This window comes from Candidatus Pelagibacter sp., assembly GCF_052049995.1.
Classification (GTDB): Bacteria; Pseudomonadota; Alphaproteobacteria; order Pelagibacterales; family Pelagibacteraceae; genus Pelagibacter.
The window spans coordinates 2,501-22,611 of the sequence record NZ_JBNGYX010000005.1 but is presented as its reverse complement, the minus strand read 5'-3'; the positions used below and the strand labels follow the sequence as shown (position 1 = coordinate 22,611).

15 protein-coding genes, 2 tRNA genes, 2 rRNA genes and 1 riboswitch (1 of these 20 cut by a window edge) are annotated in these 20,111 nt (G+C 30.3%); of the genes, 15 read left to right on the top strand and 4 right to left on the bottom strand.

The window, feature by feature from the left end:
• Window positions 1-54: 54 nt before the first annotated feature.
• The 3 genes from dnaX to recR are packed head-to-tail and all read left to right on the top strand — an operon-like array spanning window position 55 to window position 2,635.
• On the top strand, window positions 55-1,710 hold the full coding sequence (gene dnaX / locus ACTT9Y_RS04910; protein ID WP_440933282.1) for a DNA polymerase III subunit gamma/tau: 1,656 nt from the start codon (window positions 55-57) through the stop codon (window positions 1,708-1,710).
• Window positions 1,703-2,020 (top strand): YbaB/EbfC family nucleoid-associated protein, encoded by a 318-nt coding sequence (locus tag ACTT9Y_RS04905; RefSeq protein ID WP_440933281.1) that lies wholly within the window; start codon window positions 1,703-1,705, stop codon window positions 2,018-2,020. Before dnaX ends, ACTT9Y_RS04905 begins: the two co-directional genes overlap by 8 nt.
• A 3-nt stretch (window positions 2,021-2,023) precedes the next feature.
• On the top strand, window positions 2,024-2,635 hold the full coding sequence (gene recR, locus ACTT9Y_RS04900; protein ID WP_440933280.1) for a recombination mediator RecR: 612 nt from the start codon (window positions 2,024-2,026) through the stop codon (window positions 2,633-2,635).
• Here the strand turns inward: recR and ACTT9Y_RS04895 are convergent.
• Complete coding sequence (locus tag ACTT9Y_RS04895) at window positions 2,610-4,784, bottom strand: malate synthase G (RefSeq protein ID WP_440933279.1); 2,175 nt, start codon at window positions 4,782-4,784, stop codon at window positions 2,610-2,612. The genes recR and ACTT9Y_RS04895 overlap by 26 nt on opposite strands.
• An 82-nt stretch (window positions 4,785-4,866) precedes the next feature.
• Window positions 4,867-4,950: riboswitch (glycine riboswitch) on the bottom strand.
• A gap of 100 nt (window positions 4,951-5,050) precedes the next feature.
• Here ACTT9Y_RS04895 and ACTT9Y_RS04890 point away from each other — a divergent pair.
• Complete coding sequence (locus tag ACTT9Y_RS04890; protein WP_440933278.1) at window positions 5,051-6,145, top strand: acetyl-CoA carboxylase carboxyltransferase subunit alpha; 1,095 nt, start codon at window positions 5,051-5,053, stop codon at window positions 6,143-6,145.
• A 2-nt stretch (window positions 6,146-6,147) separates the two neighbouring features.
• On the opposite strand, the gene secA is transcribed toward ACTT9Y_RS04890, so the two are convergent.
• A complete protein-coding gene (gene secA, locus ACTT9Y_RS04885; RefSeq protein ID WP_440933277.1) occupies window positions 6,148-8,694 on the bottom strand; it encodes a preprotein translocase subunit SecA in 2,547 nt (848 codons plus the stop codon).
• Between the two features lie 65 nt (window positions 8,695-8,759).
• Here secA and argJ point away from each other — a divergent pair, with 65 nt between their 5' ends.
• Together argJ and ACTT9Y_RS04875 are read left to right on the top strand one after the other, a co-directional pair.
• Window positions 8,760-10,061, top strand: a complete 1,302-nt coding sequence (argJ, locus tag ACTT9Y_RS04880) for a bifunctional glutamate N-acetyltransferase/amino-acid acetyltransferase ArgJ (RefSeq protein WP_440933276.1) — start codon at window positions 8,760-8,762, stop codon at window positions 10,059-10,061.
• 38 nt (window positions 10,062-10,099) lie between these two features.
• Window positions 10,100-10,528, top strand: coding sequence for a DUF1178 family protein (locus ACTT9Y_RS04875; RefSeq protein WP_440933275.1), 429 nt, complete (start codon window positions 10,100-10,102; stop codon window positions 10,526-10,528).
• On the opposite strand, the gene ubiG is transcribed toward ACTT9Y_RS04875, so the two are convergent.
• Window positions 10,525-11,247 carry a bifunctional 2-polyprenyl-6-hydroxyphenol methylase/3-demethylubiquinol 3-O-methyltransferase UbiG gene (ubiG, locus tag ACTT9Y_RS04870; protein WP_440933274.1) on the bottom strand — a complete coding sequence of 241 codons (723 nt, stop codon included), beginning with the start codon at window positions 11,245-11,247 and terminating at the stop codon, window positions 10,525-10,527. The genes ACTT9Y_RS04875 and ubiG overlap by 4 nt on opposite strands.
• A 75-nt stretch (window positions 11,248-11,322) precedes the next feature.
• On the opposite strand from ubiG, the gene ACTT9Y_RS04865 reads away from it, so the two are divergent.
• From ACTT9Y_RS04865 to ACTT9Y_RS04845, 5 genes are read left to right on the top strand one after another with little or no spacing between them, the layout of a single operon-like run.
• Complete coding sequence (locus ACTT9Y_RS04865) at window positions 11,323-12,534, top strand: aspartate kinase (protein WP_440933273.1); 1,212 nt, start codon at window positions 11,323-11,325, stop codon at window positions 12,532-12,534.
• 5 nt (window positions 12,535-12,539) lie between these two features.
• A complete protein-coding gene (gene ispG, locus ACTT9Y_RS04860; RefSeq protein ID WP_440933272.1) occupies window positions 12,540-13,634 on the top strand; it encodes a flavodoxin-dependent (E)-4-hydroxy-3-methylbut-2-enyl-diphosphate synthase in 1,095 nt (364 codons plus the stop codon).
• Window positions 13,635-13,636: 2 nt separating this feature from the next.
• On the top strand, window positions 13,637-14,710 hold the full coding sequence (gene prfA / locus ACTT9Y_RS04855; protein ID WP_440933271.1) for a peptide chain release factor 1: 1,074 nt from the start codon (window positions 13,637-13,639) through the stop codon (window positions 14,708-14,710).
• A 3-nt stretch (window positions 14,711-14,713) separates the two neighbouring features.
• Complete coding sequence (gene prmC / locus ACTT9Y_RS04850) at window positions 14,714-15,556, top strand: peptide chain release factor N(5)-glutamine methyltransferase (protein WP_440933270.1); 843 nt, start codon at window positions 14,714-14,716, stop codon at window positions 15,554-15,556.
• Between the two features lie 10 nt (window positions 15,557-15,566).
• A complete protein-coding gene (locus ACTT9Y_RS04845; RefSeq protein WP_440933269.1) occupies window positions 15,567-16,007 on the top strand; it encodes a DUF4167 domain-containing protein in 441 nt (146 codons plus the stop codon).
• Here ACTT9Y_RS04845 and ACTT9Y_RS04840 read toward each other — a convergent pair.
• Window positions 16,004-17,296 (bottom strand): peptidoglycan DD-metalloendopeptidase family protein, encoded by a 1,293-nt coding sequence (locus ACTT9Y_RS04840; protein ID WP_440933268.1) that lies wholly within the window; start codon window positions 17,294-17,296, stop codon window positions 16,004-16,006. The genes ACTT9Y_RS04845 and ACTT9Y_RS04840 overlap by 4 nt on opposite strands.
• Before the next feature lie 337 nt (window positions 17,297-17,633).
• On the opposite strand from ACTT9Y_RS04840, the gene ACTT9Y_RS04835 reads away from it, so the two are divergent.
• The 4 genes from ACTT9Y_RS04835 to ACTT9Y_RS04820 all read left to right on the top strand — a co-directional run.
• Window positions 17,634-19,108 (top strand): 16S ribosomal RNA (locus ACTT9Y_RS04835).
• Window positions 19,109-19,206: 98 nt separating this feature from the next.
• Window positions 19,207-19,283, top strand: a tRNA-Ile gene (locus tag ACTT9Y_RS04830).
• A gap of 10 nt (window positions 19,284-19,293) precedes the next feature.
• Window positions 19,294-19,369, top strand: a tRNA-Ala gene (locus ACTT9Y_RS04825).
• Window positions 19,370-19,500: 131 nt separating this feature from the next.
• Window positions 19,501-20,111, top strand: a 23S ribosomal RNA gene (locus tag ACTT9Y_RS04820) (it continues 2,142 nt past the right edge of the window).
• Together the 16S and 23S rRNA genes with 2 tRNA genes alongside form the textbook arrangement of a ribosomal RNA operon.

Genomic DNA, 20,111 nt, shown 5'->3' with positions numbered 1-20,111 from the left:
TAACGGAAGCAGTCGTAGAGACAGTTATTCAGGTTCTAGTCTCCTTATAGATATATGAATAATAACTCAAAAGTATTAGCATTAAAATACAGACCACAAACTTTTGATCATCTTATTGGTCAAGAAGTTGTTGCGGAAACTATTACCAATTCCATTAAAGCTGATAAAATACCTAATGCATATTTGTTCACTGGAATAAGGGGAATAGGAAAAACCACAACAGCACGAATTGTTGCAAAAGCACTTAATTGTTCAAATGGTATCGATAATTTATGTAAAGAAAACTTTTGTGAAAGCTGTAAATCTATAAGTGAGTCTAATCATATAGATGTGCTTGAAATGGATGCAGCAAGCAAAACAGGAGTGGATGATGTAAGAGATTTAATCGAGTTTTCAAGATATGGGCCGACCTCCGCTAAATACAAAATCTTCATTATTGATGAAGTTCATATGTTAAGCAAACAAGCATTTAATGCTTTATTAAAAACTTTAGAGGAACCACCAGAATATCTAAAATTTATTTTTGCAACTACAGAAATTAAAAAAATTCCAATTACAGTAGTATCTAGATGTCAAAGATTTGATCTATCTAGAATTAAATCCTCAGAATTATTGGAGTTTATTAAAAAAATTAAGGACAAGGAAAATGGAAAAATAAGTGATGATGCTTTAAAGCTTATAGTAAAAATTTCCGAGGGTTCTGTTAGAGATTCTTTATCTTTGCTCGATAGAGCACTATTAAGTTTGGATGAAGGAAAAGAATTAGACCTAAATTCAGCTCAGAAAATTTTTGGGTATTTTGATAAATCTCAATTAATCGATTTGTTTGAGTTAATTTTAAAAGGTGACGAAACAAAAGTAATAAGTATTTATAGAAAAATTTATGACCAAGGTGTTGAACCAAAGGTTTTTATTAATGATTTCTTAGAGTTACTTTACTACTTTAAAAATATTAATTCTTTAACTTTAGAAAGTACAAACTTTTCATTAAATGATGAAGAATTTTCTAAAATTAAAAATTTATCAAATCAAATAGATTCAGAGGTATTAATATTATTTTGGCAATTCGCCATCTCTTCTCTTGAGGAGATAGATATAGTTTCTAATCAACACCTTTCAATTGAGATGTTTTTAATAAGACTAATGCATTTAAGTTCTGTAAAATTTAAAAATAAAATTGAAAATGTTGAGGTTCAATTGAAGAGTGAAAATTATGTAAAGAATACAGAAACTGAATTAACTTCTAAAACAATAAACCAAATTAAGAATGTTGCACAGGAAGAAAAAATCAAACCAGAAGTTCAAACAGAAATTAAAGCAGAAAATAAAATTAATATAAATGTATTTGAGGATTTAATTGAAATTTGTTCAAAAAAAAAAGAGATCAAACTTAAATACGAGTTAGAAAAAAATGTTAACCTCGTAAAATTTGAAAAAAACAGAATTGAAATATCTTTTAATGAAAGTTTAGATAAAGATTTTGTAAAAGATTTATCATCAAAGCTTTTTGAATGGACTGGTGAAAGATGGATTATTACGTTTAGTAAATTAAAAGGGAAAATTTCAGTAAAAGATAAAGAAAAAAATGTAAAAAAAAAGTTAATGGATGAAATGAAAAATTCAGAAATATTTAAAAGTGTGATAGATAAATTTCCTGATGCCGAATTAATAGATGTTAATTCAAAAAAAGATGGAGTTGATAATGACTGATTTTAGTAAAATTTTAGATAAAGCAAAAGAACTTGAGACAAAAATGAAAGAAAGCCAACAAAAGATTAAGGAAATTAGAGTTGAAGGAGTTTCGGGTTCAAATTCTGTAAAGATAACTTTGGATGGAGAGGGAGAGATGCAAACAATAAAGTTATCTGATGAAATTATGAAAGAGGACAAAACCATAATTGAAGATTTAATTGTTGCAGCACATAATAGTGCTAAATCTCAACTTAAATCAAAAACAACTGAGGAAATTTCAAAAGCAACTGGAGGTTTTGGAATTCCTGGTTTTAAATGGCCTTTATAATAGATGCAAAACATCAGTGAGATAGAAGAATTAATTAAATTAATTTCAAAACTTCCAGGTTTAGGTCCCAAATCAGCAAAAAGAATTGTTTTAAAATTAATAAATAATCGTGACGAACTTGTAAAACCTATGGCAAATACATTGGCGCAAGTTTACAAAAATGTAGTTAGATGCAATTCATGTGGTGCATTAAAGTCAAATTCAAATGGATGCCTAAATTGTGAGAATACAAAAGAAAAATATAATAAAATCTGCGTAGTAGAGGATATTGCGGACCAATGGTCGATTGAAAATTCAAATATCTTTCAGGGCTATTTTCATATCTTAGGAGGGACAATTTCTTCAGTTGGCCAAAGAAAAGAAGATTTATTAATTAATTCATTAGTTGAAAGAGTTAATAGAGATAAAATCGAAGAGGTAATTCTTGCAACTAGTGCAACTGTTGAAGGTCAAACAACTGCATATTATATTCAAGATAGTTTAAAAAACTTGAATGTTAAGATTACAAAATTAGCACAAGGATTACCTGTTGGTGGAGAAATTGAAAGTTTAGATGATGGAACTTTATTTTCTGCTTTTAAAAATAGGTCTAATTTGGTTTCGAACTCAGATTAGATTTTTTTTTCAATCTATTTAAATGAAGTAACGGTTCAGTATAACCTGAAGGTTGCTCTTTACCTTTAAACACTAAATCACAAGCAGTTTGAAATGCTATAGAGTTTTCATAATCACTACTCATTTTAACATAAAGTGGATCATCTTTGTTCTGATCATCTACTATCTTGGCCATTTCTTTCATTATTTCAGTTACTTGTATTTTTGTTGTAATTCCATGATGAATCCAGTTGGCTATATGTTGTGAAGAAATTCTTAGTGTTGCTCTATCTTCCATCAAGCCTATATTGTTAATATCGGGCACTTTTGAACAACCTACACCCTGATCGATCCATCTTACAACATACCCTAATAAAGTTTGTGCAGAATTAGAAATTTCTTTGTTTATATCTTCTACAGACCAATTAGGTCTATCTGCTATTGGGATGGTTAAGAGATCATCAAGCTTAGCTGGTTCTCTATCTTTTAATTTTTTTTGTTCATTAAAAATATTTATTTCATGATAATGTAAAGCATGTAATGCAGCAGCTGTTGGAGAAGGTACCCATGCGCAGTTTGCTCCTGCTTTTAAGTGTCCTGTTTTTTGGTCCATCATATCTTTCATTTTGTCTGGCATTGCCCACATTCCTTTTCCAATTTGAGCTTTACCAGAAAACCCACAACTTATACCAATATCAACATTGTTGTTTTCGTAAGCAGTAATCCACTTAGATGATTTCATATCACCTTTTTTAATCATAGGACCAGCTTCCATTGATGTATGCATTTCATCACCAGTTCTATCTAAGAAGCCAGTATTAATAAAAAAAACTCTATTTTTAAGACTTCTAATACATTCTTTTAAATTTGATGATGTTCTTCGCTCTTCATCCATAATCCCAATCTTACATGTGTACTTAGGTAAATTTAGAACTTCCTCAACTTTAGAAAAAATTAAATCTGTAAATGCTGTCTCGTCTGGACCATGCATTTTAGGTTTTACAATATAAACTGAACCAGTTCTTGAATTATTTTTATTTTTAATATCATGTAGCGCGGCTGCTGTAGTTATGAATGCATCCATAATACCCTCAGGTATTTCACTTCCATCACTTAATAAAATTGAAGGGTTAGTCATTAAATGACCAACGTTTCTTACAAGCAATAGGCTTCTACCATGTAACTTTAAGCCTTTTCCATCTTTTGAGATATAACTTCTGTTAGGATTTAATTTTCTCTCAAATAATTTACCTTCTTTTTCAAATTTTGATTTAAGATCTCCTTTCATTAGACCTAGCCAATTTCGATAACAAATGATTTTATCTTCCGAGTCAACTGCTGCTACACTATCTTCATTATCACAAATTGTTGAAATTGCAGCCTCTAGTATAATATCACTTATACCTGCATGATCTTGTTGAGCAGCAAAAGCTCTTGAGTCTTTTAGAATTTCAATATGTAAATTATTATTTCTTAAAATAATAGCAGATGGATTATCGCTTTCGCCCCTGTGCCCAATAAATTTATTTTCGTCCTCCAAATCAAAAATATCAGCACCTTTTAAAACTTTTAATTTCCCACCTTTTACAGCAAAACTTGTAATTTTATTCCAACTTAGTTTTGCTAACGGAAAATACTTATCTAAAAAATCTCTTCCATATTTTATAACCATTTCACCTCTTAAAGGGTCATATCTTTCAGATACGCTATCTTCAGATTGTTCAATTACATCTGTACCATAAAGACTGTCGTATAAACTCATCCATCTCGCATTTGCAGCATTTAATGCATACCGAGCATTCATGACTGGCACTACCAACTGAGGTCCAGCAATACTCGTAATTTCTTCATCAACATTTTCAGTTTCTATTTTAAAATCAGGTCCTTCATTTTTTAAATAGCCAATTTCTAATAAAAATTTTTTGTATTCATTTAAGTTAAATTGTTTACCTTTATTTTTTAAATGCCAATCATCTATTTTCTTCTGCAATTCTTCCCTGAATTTAATTAATTCTTTATTTTTTGGTGCTAGCTCATCTAAGGTTTTCTCTAGACCTAACCAAAAATTTTTTGAAGATACATTTGTATTTTTTAATAATTCATCATTAACAAAGTTTGATAGTTTCTCAGATACTTGTAGATTATTAATTTTAATATATTTTTCTTGCATAGCACTCAAGTTCGTACCCCATCTGTATATTTGCCTGAGAGCTTTACTCCTTCGGCGGAAATCAATCTCTTTCCAGAGTGTTATGCTTTAATCGGTCCTTTTGCCTGAGAGTTTCCGGGGTGGTTGCTCCTTCGGCGCTATAAATAGTCTCTCCCGATATTGAATTTGTATCTGTAAAATGATTTAAGTCAATTAATAAGAATTACACCTTTTTAATATCATTTTATTGCCTTTTTTGTATTTTAACCATCCGCTATAAATAAAATATGAAAAATTATTTAAATTTTGAAACAGAAATTAAAGATCTTGAAAACGAGTTAGAAAAATTAAAAGACCCTTATAATCAAGAAGGATTGTCAGAAGTCGATACTAAAAAAATTTCAAGTACTCAAACAGAAATTGATGAAAAATTAAAAAATATTTATTCTAATCTAGATCCTTGGCAGACTACTATGGTTGCGCGTCATGAAGATAGACCTAAAGCAAAATTTTTTATTGATAATTTGTTTGATAATTTCATTTCACTATCTGGAGATAGATATTATGGAGAGGATAAATCAGTTTTAACTGGATTTGCAAAGTTCAACGGAAAATCAGTTTTAGTGATAGGCCAAGAAAAAGGAGAAGATTTAGATAGTAGGATTGAGAGAAATTTTGGAATGATGAGACCAGAGGGTTATAGAAAAACTATAAGATTAATGAATCTAGCAAACAAATTTAATATTCCTATAATCTCTTTTATTGATACTCCGGGAGCATATCCAGGTGTAGGGGCTGAAGAACGAGGACAGGCGGAGGCGATTGCAAAATCTATTGAGTGCTGTATGGAACTTAAAGTTCCAACAATTGCAATAATTATAGGCGAAGGTGGCTCTGGTGGAGCAATAGCATTAGCATCATCAAACAAAGTCCTGATGCTAGAAAACGCAATCTATTCAGTAATATCTCCAGAGGGATGTGCAACTATTCTGTGGAGAGATCCAAAAAAAATGCTTGATGCTGCAAAAGCAATGAAGCTTTCAGCAAAAGATTTACTTAAGTTAAAAGTTATTGATGAAATAATTGATGAACCTTTAGGTGGCGCACACAGAGATAGAGATATAATATTAAATAATGTCAGACAAACTTTAACAAAAAATTTAAATTATTTTGATGAATTATCCTCAGAAGAAATAATGAATGATAGAAAAAATAAATTTCTTAAAATTGGAAGAAACGATGGTTTTATGACAAGTACTGAAGATCTGAGTACATTAACCATTAAGAAAAATAATTTTGATAAAATTTTTAAATCAAAAAATGTGTTGTTCGCAATTGTTGGTGGATTAATTTTGTTTTCTTTAATTCTTTTATTTGATTAAATTTATAAAGCTCCATGGCAGTGCTTGAATTTTTTACCAGACCCACAGAAACACGGTTCATTTCTTCCCATTTTTTTATTCTTTGATATTTGATTAGAAATATTGTTTTGTTTATTTTTTTTATCCTGGTTTGATTCAATAACAACTTTTAAATTCATTAATATAGTTACATAATCTAACTTTAATTTTTCTAAAAGATTTGAAAATAATTCAAATGCTTCTTTTTTATATTCGACTAACGGATCTCTCTGACCGTAAGATCTTAAACCTATAACTTGTCTTAATTGTTCCAAATATTGGATATGGGATTTCCAATTTAAATCAATTGATTGAAGAAATATTCTTTTTTCTATATCTTTTGCATGCTCCTCACCCAAAAGTTTAATTCGTTCGTTTCTGGTTTCTTGAAATTTATTAGAAATCTTTTCTCTAAAATCTTTATCTTTTGCTTGAATTAAAGAATTTAATTCAGTTTCTTCAAAGCTTTTTCCAACTATTTGCTTAGTTTTATTATTAAATTCGTTACTTTTAGGATTGGATAAATTTGAAATTTTTAATTTTATTAAATCATCAGATATTTCTTTTAAAAATTCATTTGAATAATCAAAGATATTTTCACTATTCATCGCATTTTTTCTTTGTGAAAATACAACATGCCTTTGATCATTAAGAACATTATCAAATTTGATAAGTGTTTTTCTTATATCAAAATTTCTAGCTTCCACTTTTTGCTGCGCTCTTTCTAATGCTTTATTAATCCAAGGGTGATCAATACTTTCACCGTCTTTAAGCCCAAGTTTTTCAAGCATACTATTCATAGACTCTGATCCAAAAATTCTCATTAAATCATCCTCTAGACTAACGTAAAATACAGAACTACCCTCATCTCCTTGTCTTCCAGATCTTCCTCTGGCCTGGTTATCAACTCTTCTAGACTCCATTCTTTCTGTGCCAATTACAAATAAACCTCCTAAGGATTTAATTTTGTCTTTATTTATTTTAAGTTGATCTTCTGGTATAGAACCTTTCTTACCACCAAGCTGAATATCAACTCCTCTACCCGAAATACTTGTTGTAATAATTAATGAACCTTCTTTTCCTGCATTTGCAATTATTTCAGCCTCATTTTCATGATTTTTTGCATTTAACACTACGTGTTTAATATTTTTTTTGTTTAATAAATTTGAATAAACTTCAGATTTATTAATGCTTGAAGTAAATACTAATATTGGTTGACCTAATTTATTTTTTTCAATTATTTTTTCTATAATTGCATCGTTCTTTTCTTTTTCAGTTCTAAAAATTAAATCATTAAAATCCTTTCGGATCATTTCTTTATTTGTTGGAATAACAACAACAGGCAAATTGTAAATTTCAAAAAACTCTTCAGATTCTGTTGCAGCTGTACCTGTACAACCAGATATTTTTTTATATAATTTAAAATAATTTTGATAAGTTATTGAAGCTAAAGTTTGATTTTCAGCTTGAACTTGAATTTTTTCTTTTGCTTCTAATGCTTGATGCAAGCCGTCTCCAAAACGTCTCCCTTCTAAAATTCTTCCAGTAAGCTCATCAATTATTTTAAGACTTCCATCTTTAACAATATAATCTCTACCCTTTTCAAATAAATGATTTGCTCTTAAAGCTTGATTAACATGATGAACTAAATGTAGATTTTCTGGATCATAAAAATTATTATTTTTTAAAATACCAGCATTAGAAAAGAGTTTTTCAACGTTATTAATTCCGTCATTTGTCAATAAAACACTCTTTTCTTTTTCATCAATTTCAAAGTCTTTATTGTTTAAGATTCTAATTAGTTTATCAATTACTAGATATTGAGCAGTTTTATCTTCAGCTGCTCCAGAAATTATCAAAGGTGTTCTTGCTTCGTCAATCAAACATGAATCTATTTCATCCACGATTGAAAAATTATGATCTCTCTGAACCATTTGCTCCTGAGAAAATTTCATATTATCCCTTAAGTAATCAAAACCCAACTCACTATTAGTTGCATAAGTTACATCACAATTATAATTTTTTTTACGTTCATCATCATCTTGATAGTTGTTAATAAATCCCGATGAAAGACCAAGAAAATTATAAATTTGTCCCATTTCAATCGAGTCTCTTTTTGCAAGATAATCATTTACAGTTACTATATGAACACCTTTACCGCTCAATGCATTTAAATATGCAGCAAGTGTTATGGTTAAGGTTTTTCCTTCTCCAGTTCTCATCTCAGCAATTTTACCCTCATGTAAGGCCACACCTCCTATTAACTGAGCATTAAAGTGTCTTTCATTTCGTGTTCTTTTGGCAGCCTCTCTTACTAAAGCGAAAGCTTTTGGAAGTAACTCGTCTAATGTTTTTCCATCTTTTATCTGATTTTTAAATTCATTAGTTTTTTTTGGAAATTCGTCGTCCTTTAAATTTTTTAACTCTTCCTCATATAAGTTTATTTTTTCAACAATTTTACCAATCCTATCTAGCTCTTTTTGATTACTAGATTTGATAAATTTTGTTATTAAATTTAATGGGTTAAACATTACTATTTGATTTATTCTTTACTTATATTGTTTAATATATGTATTAAATAAATAATTTAAACAATATGGGAATTAATTTAACAAATTTTTTATCATCTCAATCAAAAAATACAAAAATGATTGATTTTCAAGACCTTGATCATCTAGATGGTCTTTCAATTTCAGTTGTTTCAGCAAATTTATATAAAGATATAAGAGATGATTTAACTATGTTTTATTTTAGAGAAGGTGCAAATTATGCTTCTGTTTATACGCAGTCAAAAATAGTATCTGAAAATATAAAATGGAATATCAATCAAAGACCAAAAAAAATATATTCTCTAATTGTAAACACAAGAAATGCAAATGCTTTCACTGGAAAGCAAGGGTATGAAAGTTTAAAAAAAATAGCAGATTTAACTGTGAAACAATTAAATAAAAAACAAGAAGAAGACGAAGAGAATCCAAAGAAAATTTCTTCAAAGAATATAATATTTGGTTGTACCGGTACTATTGGGGAAATTTTTCCATATGAAAAAATTTCTAACAATATTCCAAATTTAATAAAAAAAATCACTTATACTCAAAATAAATTTATTTGGATGAAGGCAGCACTTGCAATCATGACTACAGATACAAAGCCAAAATTAGCTATGGAGGAATGTTATATTGGAAGTGAAAAAATAAAAATATATGGAATTGCTAAAGGTTCAGGAATGATACATCCGAATATGGCTACAACACTTGCATATATATTTACTGATGCAACTTTATCTAATGACGTTTTAGGAAAGCTATTAAAAAAAAATATAACGAATACATTTAATGCTATTTCTTGTGATGGAGATACAAGCACCAATGATATGGTAACTATCTTTGCAACTAATGAAGCTAAAAATTCTCAAGTAAAAAGTGTGAATGAAAATAAAATTAAAAATTTTGATAAAGCATTAAATAATGTTCTTTTGAATTTAGCCAAAAGAATTGTTTCAGATGGTGAAGGAGCATCAAAATTTATAACAATAAATGTTAGCAAATGTAGAAATGAGATAGATGCAAAAAAAATTGCTTTATCTGTCGCAAATTCTCCACTAGTGAAAACTGCAATTTCTGGAGAAGATCCAAATTGGGGGCGAGTTATAATGGCAATTGGTAAAGCTGGGCCTAAAATTAATTTAAAAAAATTATCTGTTAAGTTTGGAACTATAACAATTGTAGAAGGTGGAAAATTAAATCAAAGTTATGACGAAAAACAAACAGCAAATTATATGAAATCTGAAAATATAGAAATAAATATTGAAACTTTTACAGGAAATAAAAACTTTACAGCTTATACTATGGATTTAACAAAAAAATATATTGAAATTAATGCAGACTATAGAAGTTAACTTATTGAAAACTCAAATTTTATAATTAACTAATAATTATGATTAAATATAAACTTCTTTGCAAAGAATGTAATTTAAAGTTTGATAGTTGGTTTGCATCTTCAAACGAGTATGAAAGACTAAAAAAGAAAAAACTTTTGAATTGCCATAATTGCAATTCAGAAAAAGTTGAAAAAACAATTATGGCACCTCAGCTCATAAGTAATAAATCAAAAACTGACGAAAAATTTAAATTAGAAAAATACAATAAAATAAAAAAAACTATAAAAGATTATCAAAAATTTATTAAAGATAATTTTAATTACGTTGGTGATAATTTTGCTTATGAAGCGAGATCAATTCATTATAATGGTAAAAAAAAATCAAAGGGTATTTACGGTAGTGCATCAAAGGAAGATTTGAAAGAATTAAAAGAAGAAGGTATAGATGCTCAAATGATCCCTTGGATAGATGAAAAAGAAAATTAGTTTTTAATAAACTTTGCTATATAGTTTACAGATAAATCTCTAGAAATACTCCATTCGTCCTTAATAATGTTAAAATTCATACCCTCTAATTTGTTTAGAGATAAATCATATTTCATTAAAATTTTTTTAAGATCTTCAGGTTTTACAAATTTTTCCCATTCGTGCGTTCCAATCGGAAGCCATCTCAAAACATACTCTGCTCCAACAATTGCAAAAATATAAGATTTCAAAGTTTTATTTATTGTTGCAACAAACATTAGTCCATTTTTTTTTAAAAGTTTTGAGCAAGACTTTAAAAAAAAATCTATATCCTCTACATGTTCAACAATTTCCATATTTAAAATTACATCAAATTTTTTTGTAATTTTAAGCTTTTCAGGTGATGAACATAAATAATTAATTTTTAGTTTATTTTTTTTTGAATGGAGTTTTGCAATTTTTATATTTTTATCAGATGCATCGATACCTGTAACATTTGCTCCCATTCTTGACATTGGTTCTGATAGTAACCCTCCACCACATCCAATATCTAAAATATTTATTCCTGATAAAGGTCTTAATTTATTTTTTAATTTGAAATTATTAATAATATTTTCTTTTATATATTTTATTCTTGTTGGATTAAATTTATGAAGTGGTTTGAATTTACCCTCTGGATCCCACCATTCATTGGCCATTTTAGAAAATTTATCTATTTCTTTTTTATTTACACTAGTCATTGTGATAAATAGTTGACATAATAATTTAGATGTATTTTATCCATTATTTATTAAATATTAATAATTAAAGCTAGCATGAAAACTATCGTATTAAAATTTGGTGGAACATCTGTAGGAACTATAGATAGAATTAAAAAGGTATGCAAAATTATTGCTTTTTACAAAAAGAAAAAAAATAAGGTAGTAGTTGTTTCATCGGCAATGAGTGGTGTGACAAATGAGTTAGTTAATAAATCTAAACTGATAAGTAGCAATTTTGATAGAGCAGAATATGATGCATTAGTTTCGACTGGAGAGCAAGCATCATGTGCACTTATTGCTGGTAGACTAAAACATAATGGTTTTAAATCGAGATCTTGGACATCATGGCAATTACCTATTATAACAGATGGTCCTCATTCAAGTGCAAGGATTAGTTTAGTAGGTATCAAAGAACTAAATAGATATATAAATTCAGGCGGAATACCTATAATCACAGGATTTCAGGGTATAAGTAAAGATTTAAGAATAACAACAATCGGAAGAAGCGGATCTGATGCAACTGCAATTATGCTTGCAAAATTTATTAAAGCTGATGAATGTATAATTTATACTGACGTAGATGGAGTTTATACTACTGATCCAAAGCAGTATAAAAAAGCAAAAAAAATAAAAAAAATTTTTTATGACGAAATGTTAGAAATGGCATCTCTCGGTTCAAAAGTAATGCAGCCTACATCGGTTCAGGATGCAAAGCTGAATAAGATTGATGTTAAAGTAAAATCTTCATTTGTATTAAAATCTGGTACCTTAATAACAAATTCTAAAAAAGCATTTAGTGACCAAATTATAACTGGAATTTCATCAACAAAAAATGATGCTAAAATTACAATTGTAGGAGTAAAAGATAGACCTGGTGTTGCTGCTTCTATTTTTAAACCACTATCAAAAAATCTTATCAATGTAGATATGGTGGTTCAAAATATATCTCTAGATGGAAAAGAGACAGATCTTACATTTACTATAAAAGCTGATGATTTAAAAAAAACAGAAAAATTAATCAAACAAAATAAAAAAATATCTTTTAAAAAATTATCTTTTGATAAAGGTGTTTCTAAAATTTCAATCATCGGTGTTGGTATGATAACGACTCCAGGTATAACATATAGAATGTTCCAGGCACTAGCATCAAAAAAAATTAATATTTTGGTTATTTCTACCTCAGAGATAAAAATTTCAGTTCTAGTTTCTGTTAAGCATGTTAAAACAGCAATAGCTGCTTTGCATAAAGAATTTAAATTAGATTAATTATAATGAGTTTAAGACCATTTAGAGATATTAAAAGAAGAAAAACAAAAGTAATAAATGTTGGAAATGTAAAGATTGGTGGTGATAATCCAATCTCTGTTCAATCAATGACCAATACTTTAACTACGGATGTTAAAGCAACCATAAAACAAATTAATGATATAGCTGAGGAAGGTGCTGATATTGTAAGAGTTTCTTGTCCAGATGAGGACTCTTCAAAAGCATTAAAAGAAATAATAAAACATGTATCAATACCAGTAGTTGCAGATATACATTTTCATTACAAAAGGGCTATTGAGGCAGCAGAAAATGGAGCTAGCTGTTTGAGAATTAATCCAGGAAATATTGGAGATGAAACAAAGATACACGAGGTATTGAAAGCAGCAAAGAATAATAATTGTTCAATAAGAATTGGAGTAAATGCAGGTTCTCTGGAAAAAGATATTTTGGAGGAATTTAAAGAGCCGTGTCCAGAGGCATTAGTTAAAAGCGCTTTAAGAAATATAAAAATTTTAGAAGATAAAGATTTTTTAAATTTTAAGATAAGTGTCAAATCATCAGATGTATTCCTTTCGATAGCAGCATATAGACAACTATCTAAAGTTATAGATTATCCTTTACACCTTGGAATTACAGAGGCAGGAAGTTTTGTATCTGGGAGCATAAAATCATCCATAGGGCTTGGTAGTTTATTAATGGATGGAATTGGAGATACTATTAGAATTTCTTTATCTGACAACCCAACTCAAGAGGTGAAAATTGGTAATGAGATATTAAAATCACTAAATTTGAGAAATAGAGGAGTAAAGATCATTTCTTGCCCTTCTTGTGCAAGACAAGCATTTCATGTAATCGATACTGTTAAAATATTGGAAAAGAAACTAGCCCATATAAAAACACCAATAACAGTGTCAATTATTGGTTGTGTTGTTAATGGACCAGGAGAAGCTGCAATGACAGATATAGGAATTACTGGAGGGGGAAAAGGAAATAATATGCTTTATTTATCCGGTGTTCAGAATGAAAAAGTTTTAACTGATGACATAATTAATAAGGTTGTAAGCGAAGTTGAGAAAAAAGTATCTGAACTAGAGAACTAATTATGATACCCTTAAAAACAGTTGAGGAATTAATAATAAGACATTCATCCATAGAAAAAGATTTATCCACTGGTGGATTAGACAACAAGTTATTTGCCGAAAAATCAAAAGAATACTCAGATTTAAATGAAATAGTTGGAAGTGCTAAAGATTACATTTCTTTTCAAACTGAAAAAGAAGAATTAGAGAAAATACTAAATGATAGCTCTGCTGACGGAGAGTTAAAAAAAATGGCAGATATAGAATTGATAGATTTACAAAATCGATATGAAGCTAATGAAAAAAAATTAAAATTATTTTTGTTACCTAAAGATGAAGCAGATAAAAAAAATGCTATTATTGAAATAAGAGCAGGGACAGGTGGATTAGAAGCAAGTTTATTTGCATCAGATTTATTTAAAATGTATGAAAAAGTTAGTCATAAAAAAAAATGGTCTTTAGAATTAATCTCAATATCTAGAAGTGATGCAGGAGGTTTAAAAGAAGTTATAGCTTCAATTAAAGGTACTAATATTTATTCAACACTAAAGTATGAGAGTGGAGTTCATAGAGTACAGAGAGTTCCAGATACCGAAACTCAAGGAAGAGTTCATACATCAGCAGCAACAGTAGCTGTTTTACCTGAAGCAGAAGAAGTAGATTTAAAAATAAATGATTCTGACTTAAGAATAGATGTATTTAGAGCAGGTGGACCAGGTGGACAATCTGTTAATACAACAGATAGTGCTGTAAGAATTACTCACATCCCAACTGGTTTAAGTGTATCTCAACAAGATGAAAAATCACAACATAAAAATAAAGCAAAAGGAATGAAAATTTTGAGAGCACGTTTATATGAATTGGAAAGGTCAAGAATTGACCAAGAAAGATCTCAAGACCGTAAAACAAAAATTGGCACAGGAGACAGATCAGAAAGAATAAGAACTTACAACTTTCCTCAAGGAAGAGTTACAGATCATAGAATAAATTTAACTCTTCATAAATTAAATGAATTTTTAGAAGGTGAAGCATTTGACGAAATGATTGAATCTTTGACACTACAAGCGCAAGAGGAAAGTCTTAGTAACTTAAAATAATATATGAATATTAATTTAGCTATAAATAAAGGTTCAAAAATTTTAAACAGTAAATTTATACCTAACCCACTATTAGATGCTGAAATTTTAATGACTAAAATAATTAATAAAGATAGAAATTATATTTTACTAAATTACAGCAAACCTATTAATAAAAAAGATTTAAATAATTTCTTTAAGTTGATTGAACAGAGATCTTTAGGGAACCCGGTAGCATATTTAATTAAAAAAAAGTCTTTTTGGAATTCAGAATTTATTATTTCAAATGATACATTAATTCCAAGACCAGATACAGAACTCGTTGTAGAATATGCATTAAAGTTAACAAAAATAAGAAATAAATTAAATATTTTGGATATAGGCGTTGGTTCAGGCTGTATTCTTCTTTCAATTCTTAAAGAAAGAAAAGATTTTTTTGGTACTGGGATAGATATAAGTGAAAAATGTCTTAATATAAGTAAAAAGAATGCAATTAATCTTAAAGTTAGTTCTAGAGTAAAATTATATAAATCAGATGTTGACAAATTCAATTTAGGAAAATATGATTTGATAGTTTCTAATCCTCCTTATATTAAAACAATAGATATTAAATATTTGGACAGAGATGTTGCTAATTTCGAGCCAAGACTAGCATTAGATGGTGGATTAGATGGTTTATCAGAAATCAGAAAAGTAATTAAAAAATCTTCTGAACTGATAAAAAAAAATGGTAAATTTATTTTAGAGATTGGATTTGATCAAAAAAATAAGGTAATTAACTTATTAAAAAAAGAAGGTTTTTATATAAATAGTACTCTAAAAGATTTTGCAAATAATGATCGGTGTATAGTTAGTACAAAAATATAATAATTAAATTATGGTAACATTCAGAAATAATAGCAATAACAATAGAAGAAGTAGCTTTAGAAGAAATACTAGAAGTTTTAAAACAAATGGTGACGCTCCTAAATTTAGCTCTAACTTTTCAAATAATGATAATTTTAAAAGAAAAGCTCCTGGAAGAAATAATCATAATGCACCAAAATTAATTGAAAAATACAATGATTTAGCAAGAGAGGCTCTATCAAATGGAGATAAAATTTTATCTGAGAACTATTTACAGCATGCTGATCACTTCACAAGAATACTTAACGAAAGAGAAAATATTAAAAGAGAGAAGTTTTCTGAAGGAAGATCTGAATATAATCCTGAAATTATTGAGGCAAACGTTAAAAATTTAGACCAAAATTCTGTAGATGAAGCTAGTGATAAAACCAAAATTCAAAAAATTTCAAAAACCCAAGTAGAAGTAAATTAATTTATTCCTAATATTTTTTCTGATTTAAGAACATCCAATTTAATTTTGACAGTTTCGAATAATTTTCGCTCTTCACCTTTTAATATTTTACCTGATGGAAGTTTAAGTTTTTGCGAATTTACTTTTTTTCCATTTACAATCACCTCATAATGTAAATGAGGACCAGTAGATTTTCCTGTGGAGCCAACATAACCGATAGTTTGTCCTTGTTTGACTCTTACACCAGGTTTTATACCCCGAGCAAATTTTGACATATGAGCATAAACTGTTTGATAAGTTGAATTATGTTTAATTTTTACACAGTTTCCTCCTCCTCCACACCATCCAGCCTTTTTAACAACCCCATCGCCAGACGCCATTATTGGAGTCCCCATAGGTGCAGCGAAATCAGTACCTCTATGCATTTTATTGTAACCATCTATGGGATGCTTTCTCATTCCAAATGGAGAAGAAAGTCTTGCACCATTAATTGGTGTTTTCATTAATGCTTTTTTTACACTTTTTCCATTTTTATCATAGTGACCTTCACTTTTTTTATTATCAAAATAATATAAATTGTTATCTTGTCCACTGAGTTTTAGGTTCGCAAACAGAATTTCACCTGTTTCTATGATTTCATTTTGTTCGTTCAAAAAAATTTCATACATAATTTGAAATTTATCGTTTTTTCTAATATCTCTTTGAAAATCAACTTGAAATCCATAAATTCCTGCAAAATTAATAATTATATTAGCAGGTATTTTTTCGTCTGTGGCTGCTTTATATAAACTTTGTACTATCAAGTTTTCTTTATACATAATTTTCTTATCTAACTTTATTGAAACAATTTCTTTATCAAAACTGTCTCCTTTAGAATTTCTTTTAAGATAAATTTTTTGAGTATTAGAAATTTGATATATAAATTCCTCAATTTTGTTGTTTGTTTTATCAAGACTAAATTGTATTATTTGTTTAGTATTTAACTTATTAAGATTTATTTTTTTTTTAAGAGAGGTTTTAATTTTAATTATTTCTGACTTTTCAATTGAATAGCTTTCCAAAATTTTATCAAATGTTTCTCCTGATTTAATTTTGTGTTTAACTTTTTTATATTTTGGTTCAAGATTATCGACTAGGTAACTTAATGTTTTTTTAAAATAAACATTATCAATAAAATTATTGTAAGTTTTTTCGTTTAAATTTTTTTTATAATTAAAATAATTTGTTGCAATAGCGGTTATAAAAATTAAGAAAATTAATCCAAAAATTTCAAAATTTTTTTTTAATTTAATCTTTAAATTATTAAGCATTTATTTTTGATAGTCGTTCAATTAATAGTTTAGGGGTGGATAAAAATCAAAAAAAACCCTTTAAAATATGGTATTTTTCTTAATTTTTTTGGTCTTAAATGCTTGATTTCCTTTAATTTTAGCCTATAAGCACTGAACTTTCTCAATAAAATTATTGTTTAAACAATAAATTAGTGAGGATTATTGAGCCTTTTTTGCTCAATTAGCTATTTAAAACGTTAAAATTTAAGAAGAGAAGTGTGGACGGTTAAGGTTACCAAAAATTTGTCGTACACACTTCAATCACATATAAATTTTATTCTTAGAATTTATATGGAAGCTAGTGTGCGCCGTTTTTAAACTTGAGAGTTTGATCATGGCTCAGAACGTACGCTGGCGGCACGCCTAACACATGCAAGTCGAACGAAGTAGCAATACTTAGTGGCAGACGGGTGAGTAACATGTAGGTATCTGCCCTTTGGCCTGGAATAACACGAGGAAACTTGTGCTAATACCGGATAAGTCTTTACGGAGAAAGCTTTATGCACCATTGGATGAGCCTGCACTTGATTAGTTTGTTGGTGGGGTAATGGCCTACCAAGACTGTGATCAATAGCTGATTTGAGAGGATGATCAGCCACATTGGGACTGAGACACGGCCCAAACTCCTACGGGAGGCAGCAGTGGGGAATCTTGCACAATGGAGGAAACTCTGATGCAGCGATGCCGCGTGAGTGAAGAAGGCCCTTGGGTTGTAAAGCTCTTTCGTCGGGGAAGAAAATGACTGTACCCGAATAAGAAGGTCCGGCTAACTTCGTGCCAGCAGCCGCGGTAATACGAAGGGACCTAGCGTAGTTCGGAATTACTGGGCTTAAAGAGTTCGTAGGTTGTTGAAAAAGTTGGTGGTGAAATCCCAGAGCTTAACTCTGGAACTGCCATCAAAACTTTTCAGCTAGAGTATGATAGAGGAAAGCAGAATTTCTAGTGTAGAGGTGAAATTCGTAGATATTAGAAAGAATACCAATTGCGAAGGCAGCTTTCTGGATCATTACTGACACTGAGGAACGAAAGCATGGGTAGCGAAGAGGATTAGATACCCTCGTAGTCCATGCCGTAAACGATGTGTGTTAGACGTTGGAAATTTATTTTCAGTGTCGCAGCGAAAGCGATAAACACACCGCCTGGGGAGTACGACCGCAAGGTTAAAACTCAAATGAATTGACGGGGACCCGCACAAGTAGTGGAGCATGTGGTTTAATTCGAAGATACGCGCAGAACCTTACCAACACTTGACATGTTCGTCGCGACTTTAAGAGATTAAAGTTTTCGGTTCGGCCGGACGAAACACAGGTGCTGCATGGCTGTCGTCAGCTCGTGTCGTGAGATGTTGGGTTAAGTCCCGCAACGAGCGCAACCCTCACTTTTAGTTGCCATCATTTAGTTGGGCACTCTGAAAGAACTGCCAGTGATAAGCTGGAGGAAGGTGGGGATGACGTCAAGTCCTCATGGCCCTTACGTGTTGGGCTACACACGTGCTACAATGGTATCTACAACAGGAAGCAAAACTGCGAGGTTAAGCAAATCCTTAAAAGATACCTCAGTTCGGATTGCACTCTGCAACTCGAGTGCATGAAGCTGGAATTACTAGTAATCGTGGATCAGCGTGCCACGGTGAATGCGTTCCCGGGTCTTGTACACACCGCCCGTCACACCATGGGAGTTGGTTCTACCTTAAGGCAAGGTTTCAAACCCTTGACCACGGTATAGTCAGCGACTGGGGTGAAGTCGTAACAAGGTAGCCGTAGGGGAACCTGCGGCTGGATTACCTCCTTTCTAAGGATGAATAAAAATTTTTTTTATTCTAAATAATATACATAGGTAATGTTGACCGTCCTCATTTCTCTTCTTAAAGTAGTGTTTCTCTTGCATGGGGGCCGGTAGCTCAGTTGGTTAGAGCACACCCTTGATAAGGGTGGGGTCGAAAGTTCGAGTCTTTCTCGGCCCACCAAATAGATCATGGGGGATTAGCTCAGCTGGGAGAGCGCCTGATTTGCATTCAGGAGGTCAGCGGTTCGATCCCGCTATCCTCCACCAGAACACTTAGTTATCTAAAATTGTGAATAAATAATAATTAATATCAATATCTATATCCGAACATTAGTAATGTTATTAGCTAATGTTCAAAATAAAAATTTGATTCTACACAGAATTTTTTTCTGTGCATAAATCAAGCGTTTAAGGGCGTGTAGTGGATGCCTTGGCACTGAAAGCCGATGAAGGACGTGATATACTGCGATAAGTTTCGGGGAGCTGTATGTAAGTTTTGATCCGAAAATTTCCGAATGGGGAAACCCACCACTTTATGTGGTACTTTAAACTGAATAAATAGGTTTAAAGAGACAACCTGGAGAACTGAAACATCTAAGTAACCAGAGGAAAAGAAATCAATTGAGATTCCGTTAGTAGTGGCGAGCGAACGCGGAATAGGCCAGTAGTTTTGTTGAAAAAATTTGAATAGTTTGGAAATGCTAACCATAGAGGGTGATAGTCCCGTATGAGTAATGTTTAACAAAATTCTTGAGTAAAGCGGGACACGTGAAATCCTGCTCGAATATAGGGGGACCACCCTCTAAGCCTAAATACTCTTCAGTGACCGATAGTGAACTAGTACCGTGAGGGAAAGGTGAAAAGAACCCCTATTAGGGGAGTGAAATAGAACCTGAAACCGCATGCCTACAATCAGTCGAAGCTCTTTTTAGAGTGACGGCGTACCTTTTGTATAATGGGTCAGTGACTTAATTTATTAAGCAAGCTTAAGCCATCTAGGTGTAGGCGC

Coding starts and splice junctions, on each gene's coding strand:
- dnaX (WP_440933282.1), top strand. CDS start 55: ATGAATAATAACTCAAAAGTATTAGCATTAAAATACAGACCACAAACT.
- ACTT9Y_RS04905 (WP_440933281.1), top strand. CDS start 1,703: ATGACTGATTTTAGTAAAATTTTAGATAAAGCAAAAGAACTTGAGACA.
- recR (WP_440933280.1), top strand. CDS start 2,024: ATGCAAAACATCAGTGAGATAGAAGAATTAATTAAATTAATTTCAAAA.
- ACTT9Y_RS04895 (WP_440933279.1), bottom strand. CDS start 4,784: ATGCAAGAAAAATATATTAAAATTAATAATCTACAAGTATCTGAGAAA.
- ACTT9Y_RS04890 (WP_440933278.1), top strand. CDS start 5,051: ATGAAAAATTATTTAAATTTTGAAACAGAAATTAAAGATCTTGAAAAC.
- secA (WP_440933277.1), bottom strand. CDS start 8,694: ATGTTTAACCCATTAAATTTAATAACAAAATTTATCAAATCTAGTAAT.
- argJ (WP_440933276.1), top strand. CDS start 8,760: ATGGGAATTAATTTAACAAATTTTTTATCATCTCAATCAAAAAATACA.
- ACTT9Y_RS04875 (WP_440933275.1), top strand. CDS start 10,100: ATGATTAAATATAAACTTCTTTGCAAAGAATGTAATTTAAAGTTTGAT.
- ubiG (WP_440933274.1), bottom strand. CDS start 11,247: ATGACTAGTGTAAATAAAAAAGAAATAGATAAATTTTCTAAAATGGCC.
- ACTT9Y_RS04865 (WP_440933273.1), top strand. CDS start 11,323: ATGAAAACTATCGTATTAAAATTTGGTGGAACATCTGTAGGAACTATA.
- ispG (WP_440933272.1), top strand. CDS start 12,540: ATGAGTTTAAGACCATTTAGAGATATTAAAAGAAGAAAAACAAAAGTA.
- prfA (WP_440933271.1), top strand. CDS start 13,637: ATGATACCCTTAAAAACAGTTGAGGAATTAATAATAAGACATTCATCC.
- prmC (WP_440933270.1), top strand. CDS start 14,714: ATGAATATTAATTTAGCTATAAATAAAGGTTCAAAAATTTTAAACAGT.
- ACTT9Y_RS04845 (WP_440933269.1), top strand. CDS start 15,567: ATGGTAACATTCAGAAATAATAGCAATAACAATAGAAGAAGTAGCTTT.
- ACTT9Y_RS04840 (WP_440933268.1), bottom strand. CDS start 17,296: ATGCTTAATAATTTAAAGATTAAATTAAAAAAAAATTTTGAAATTTTT.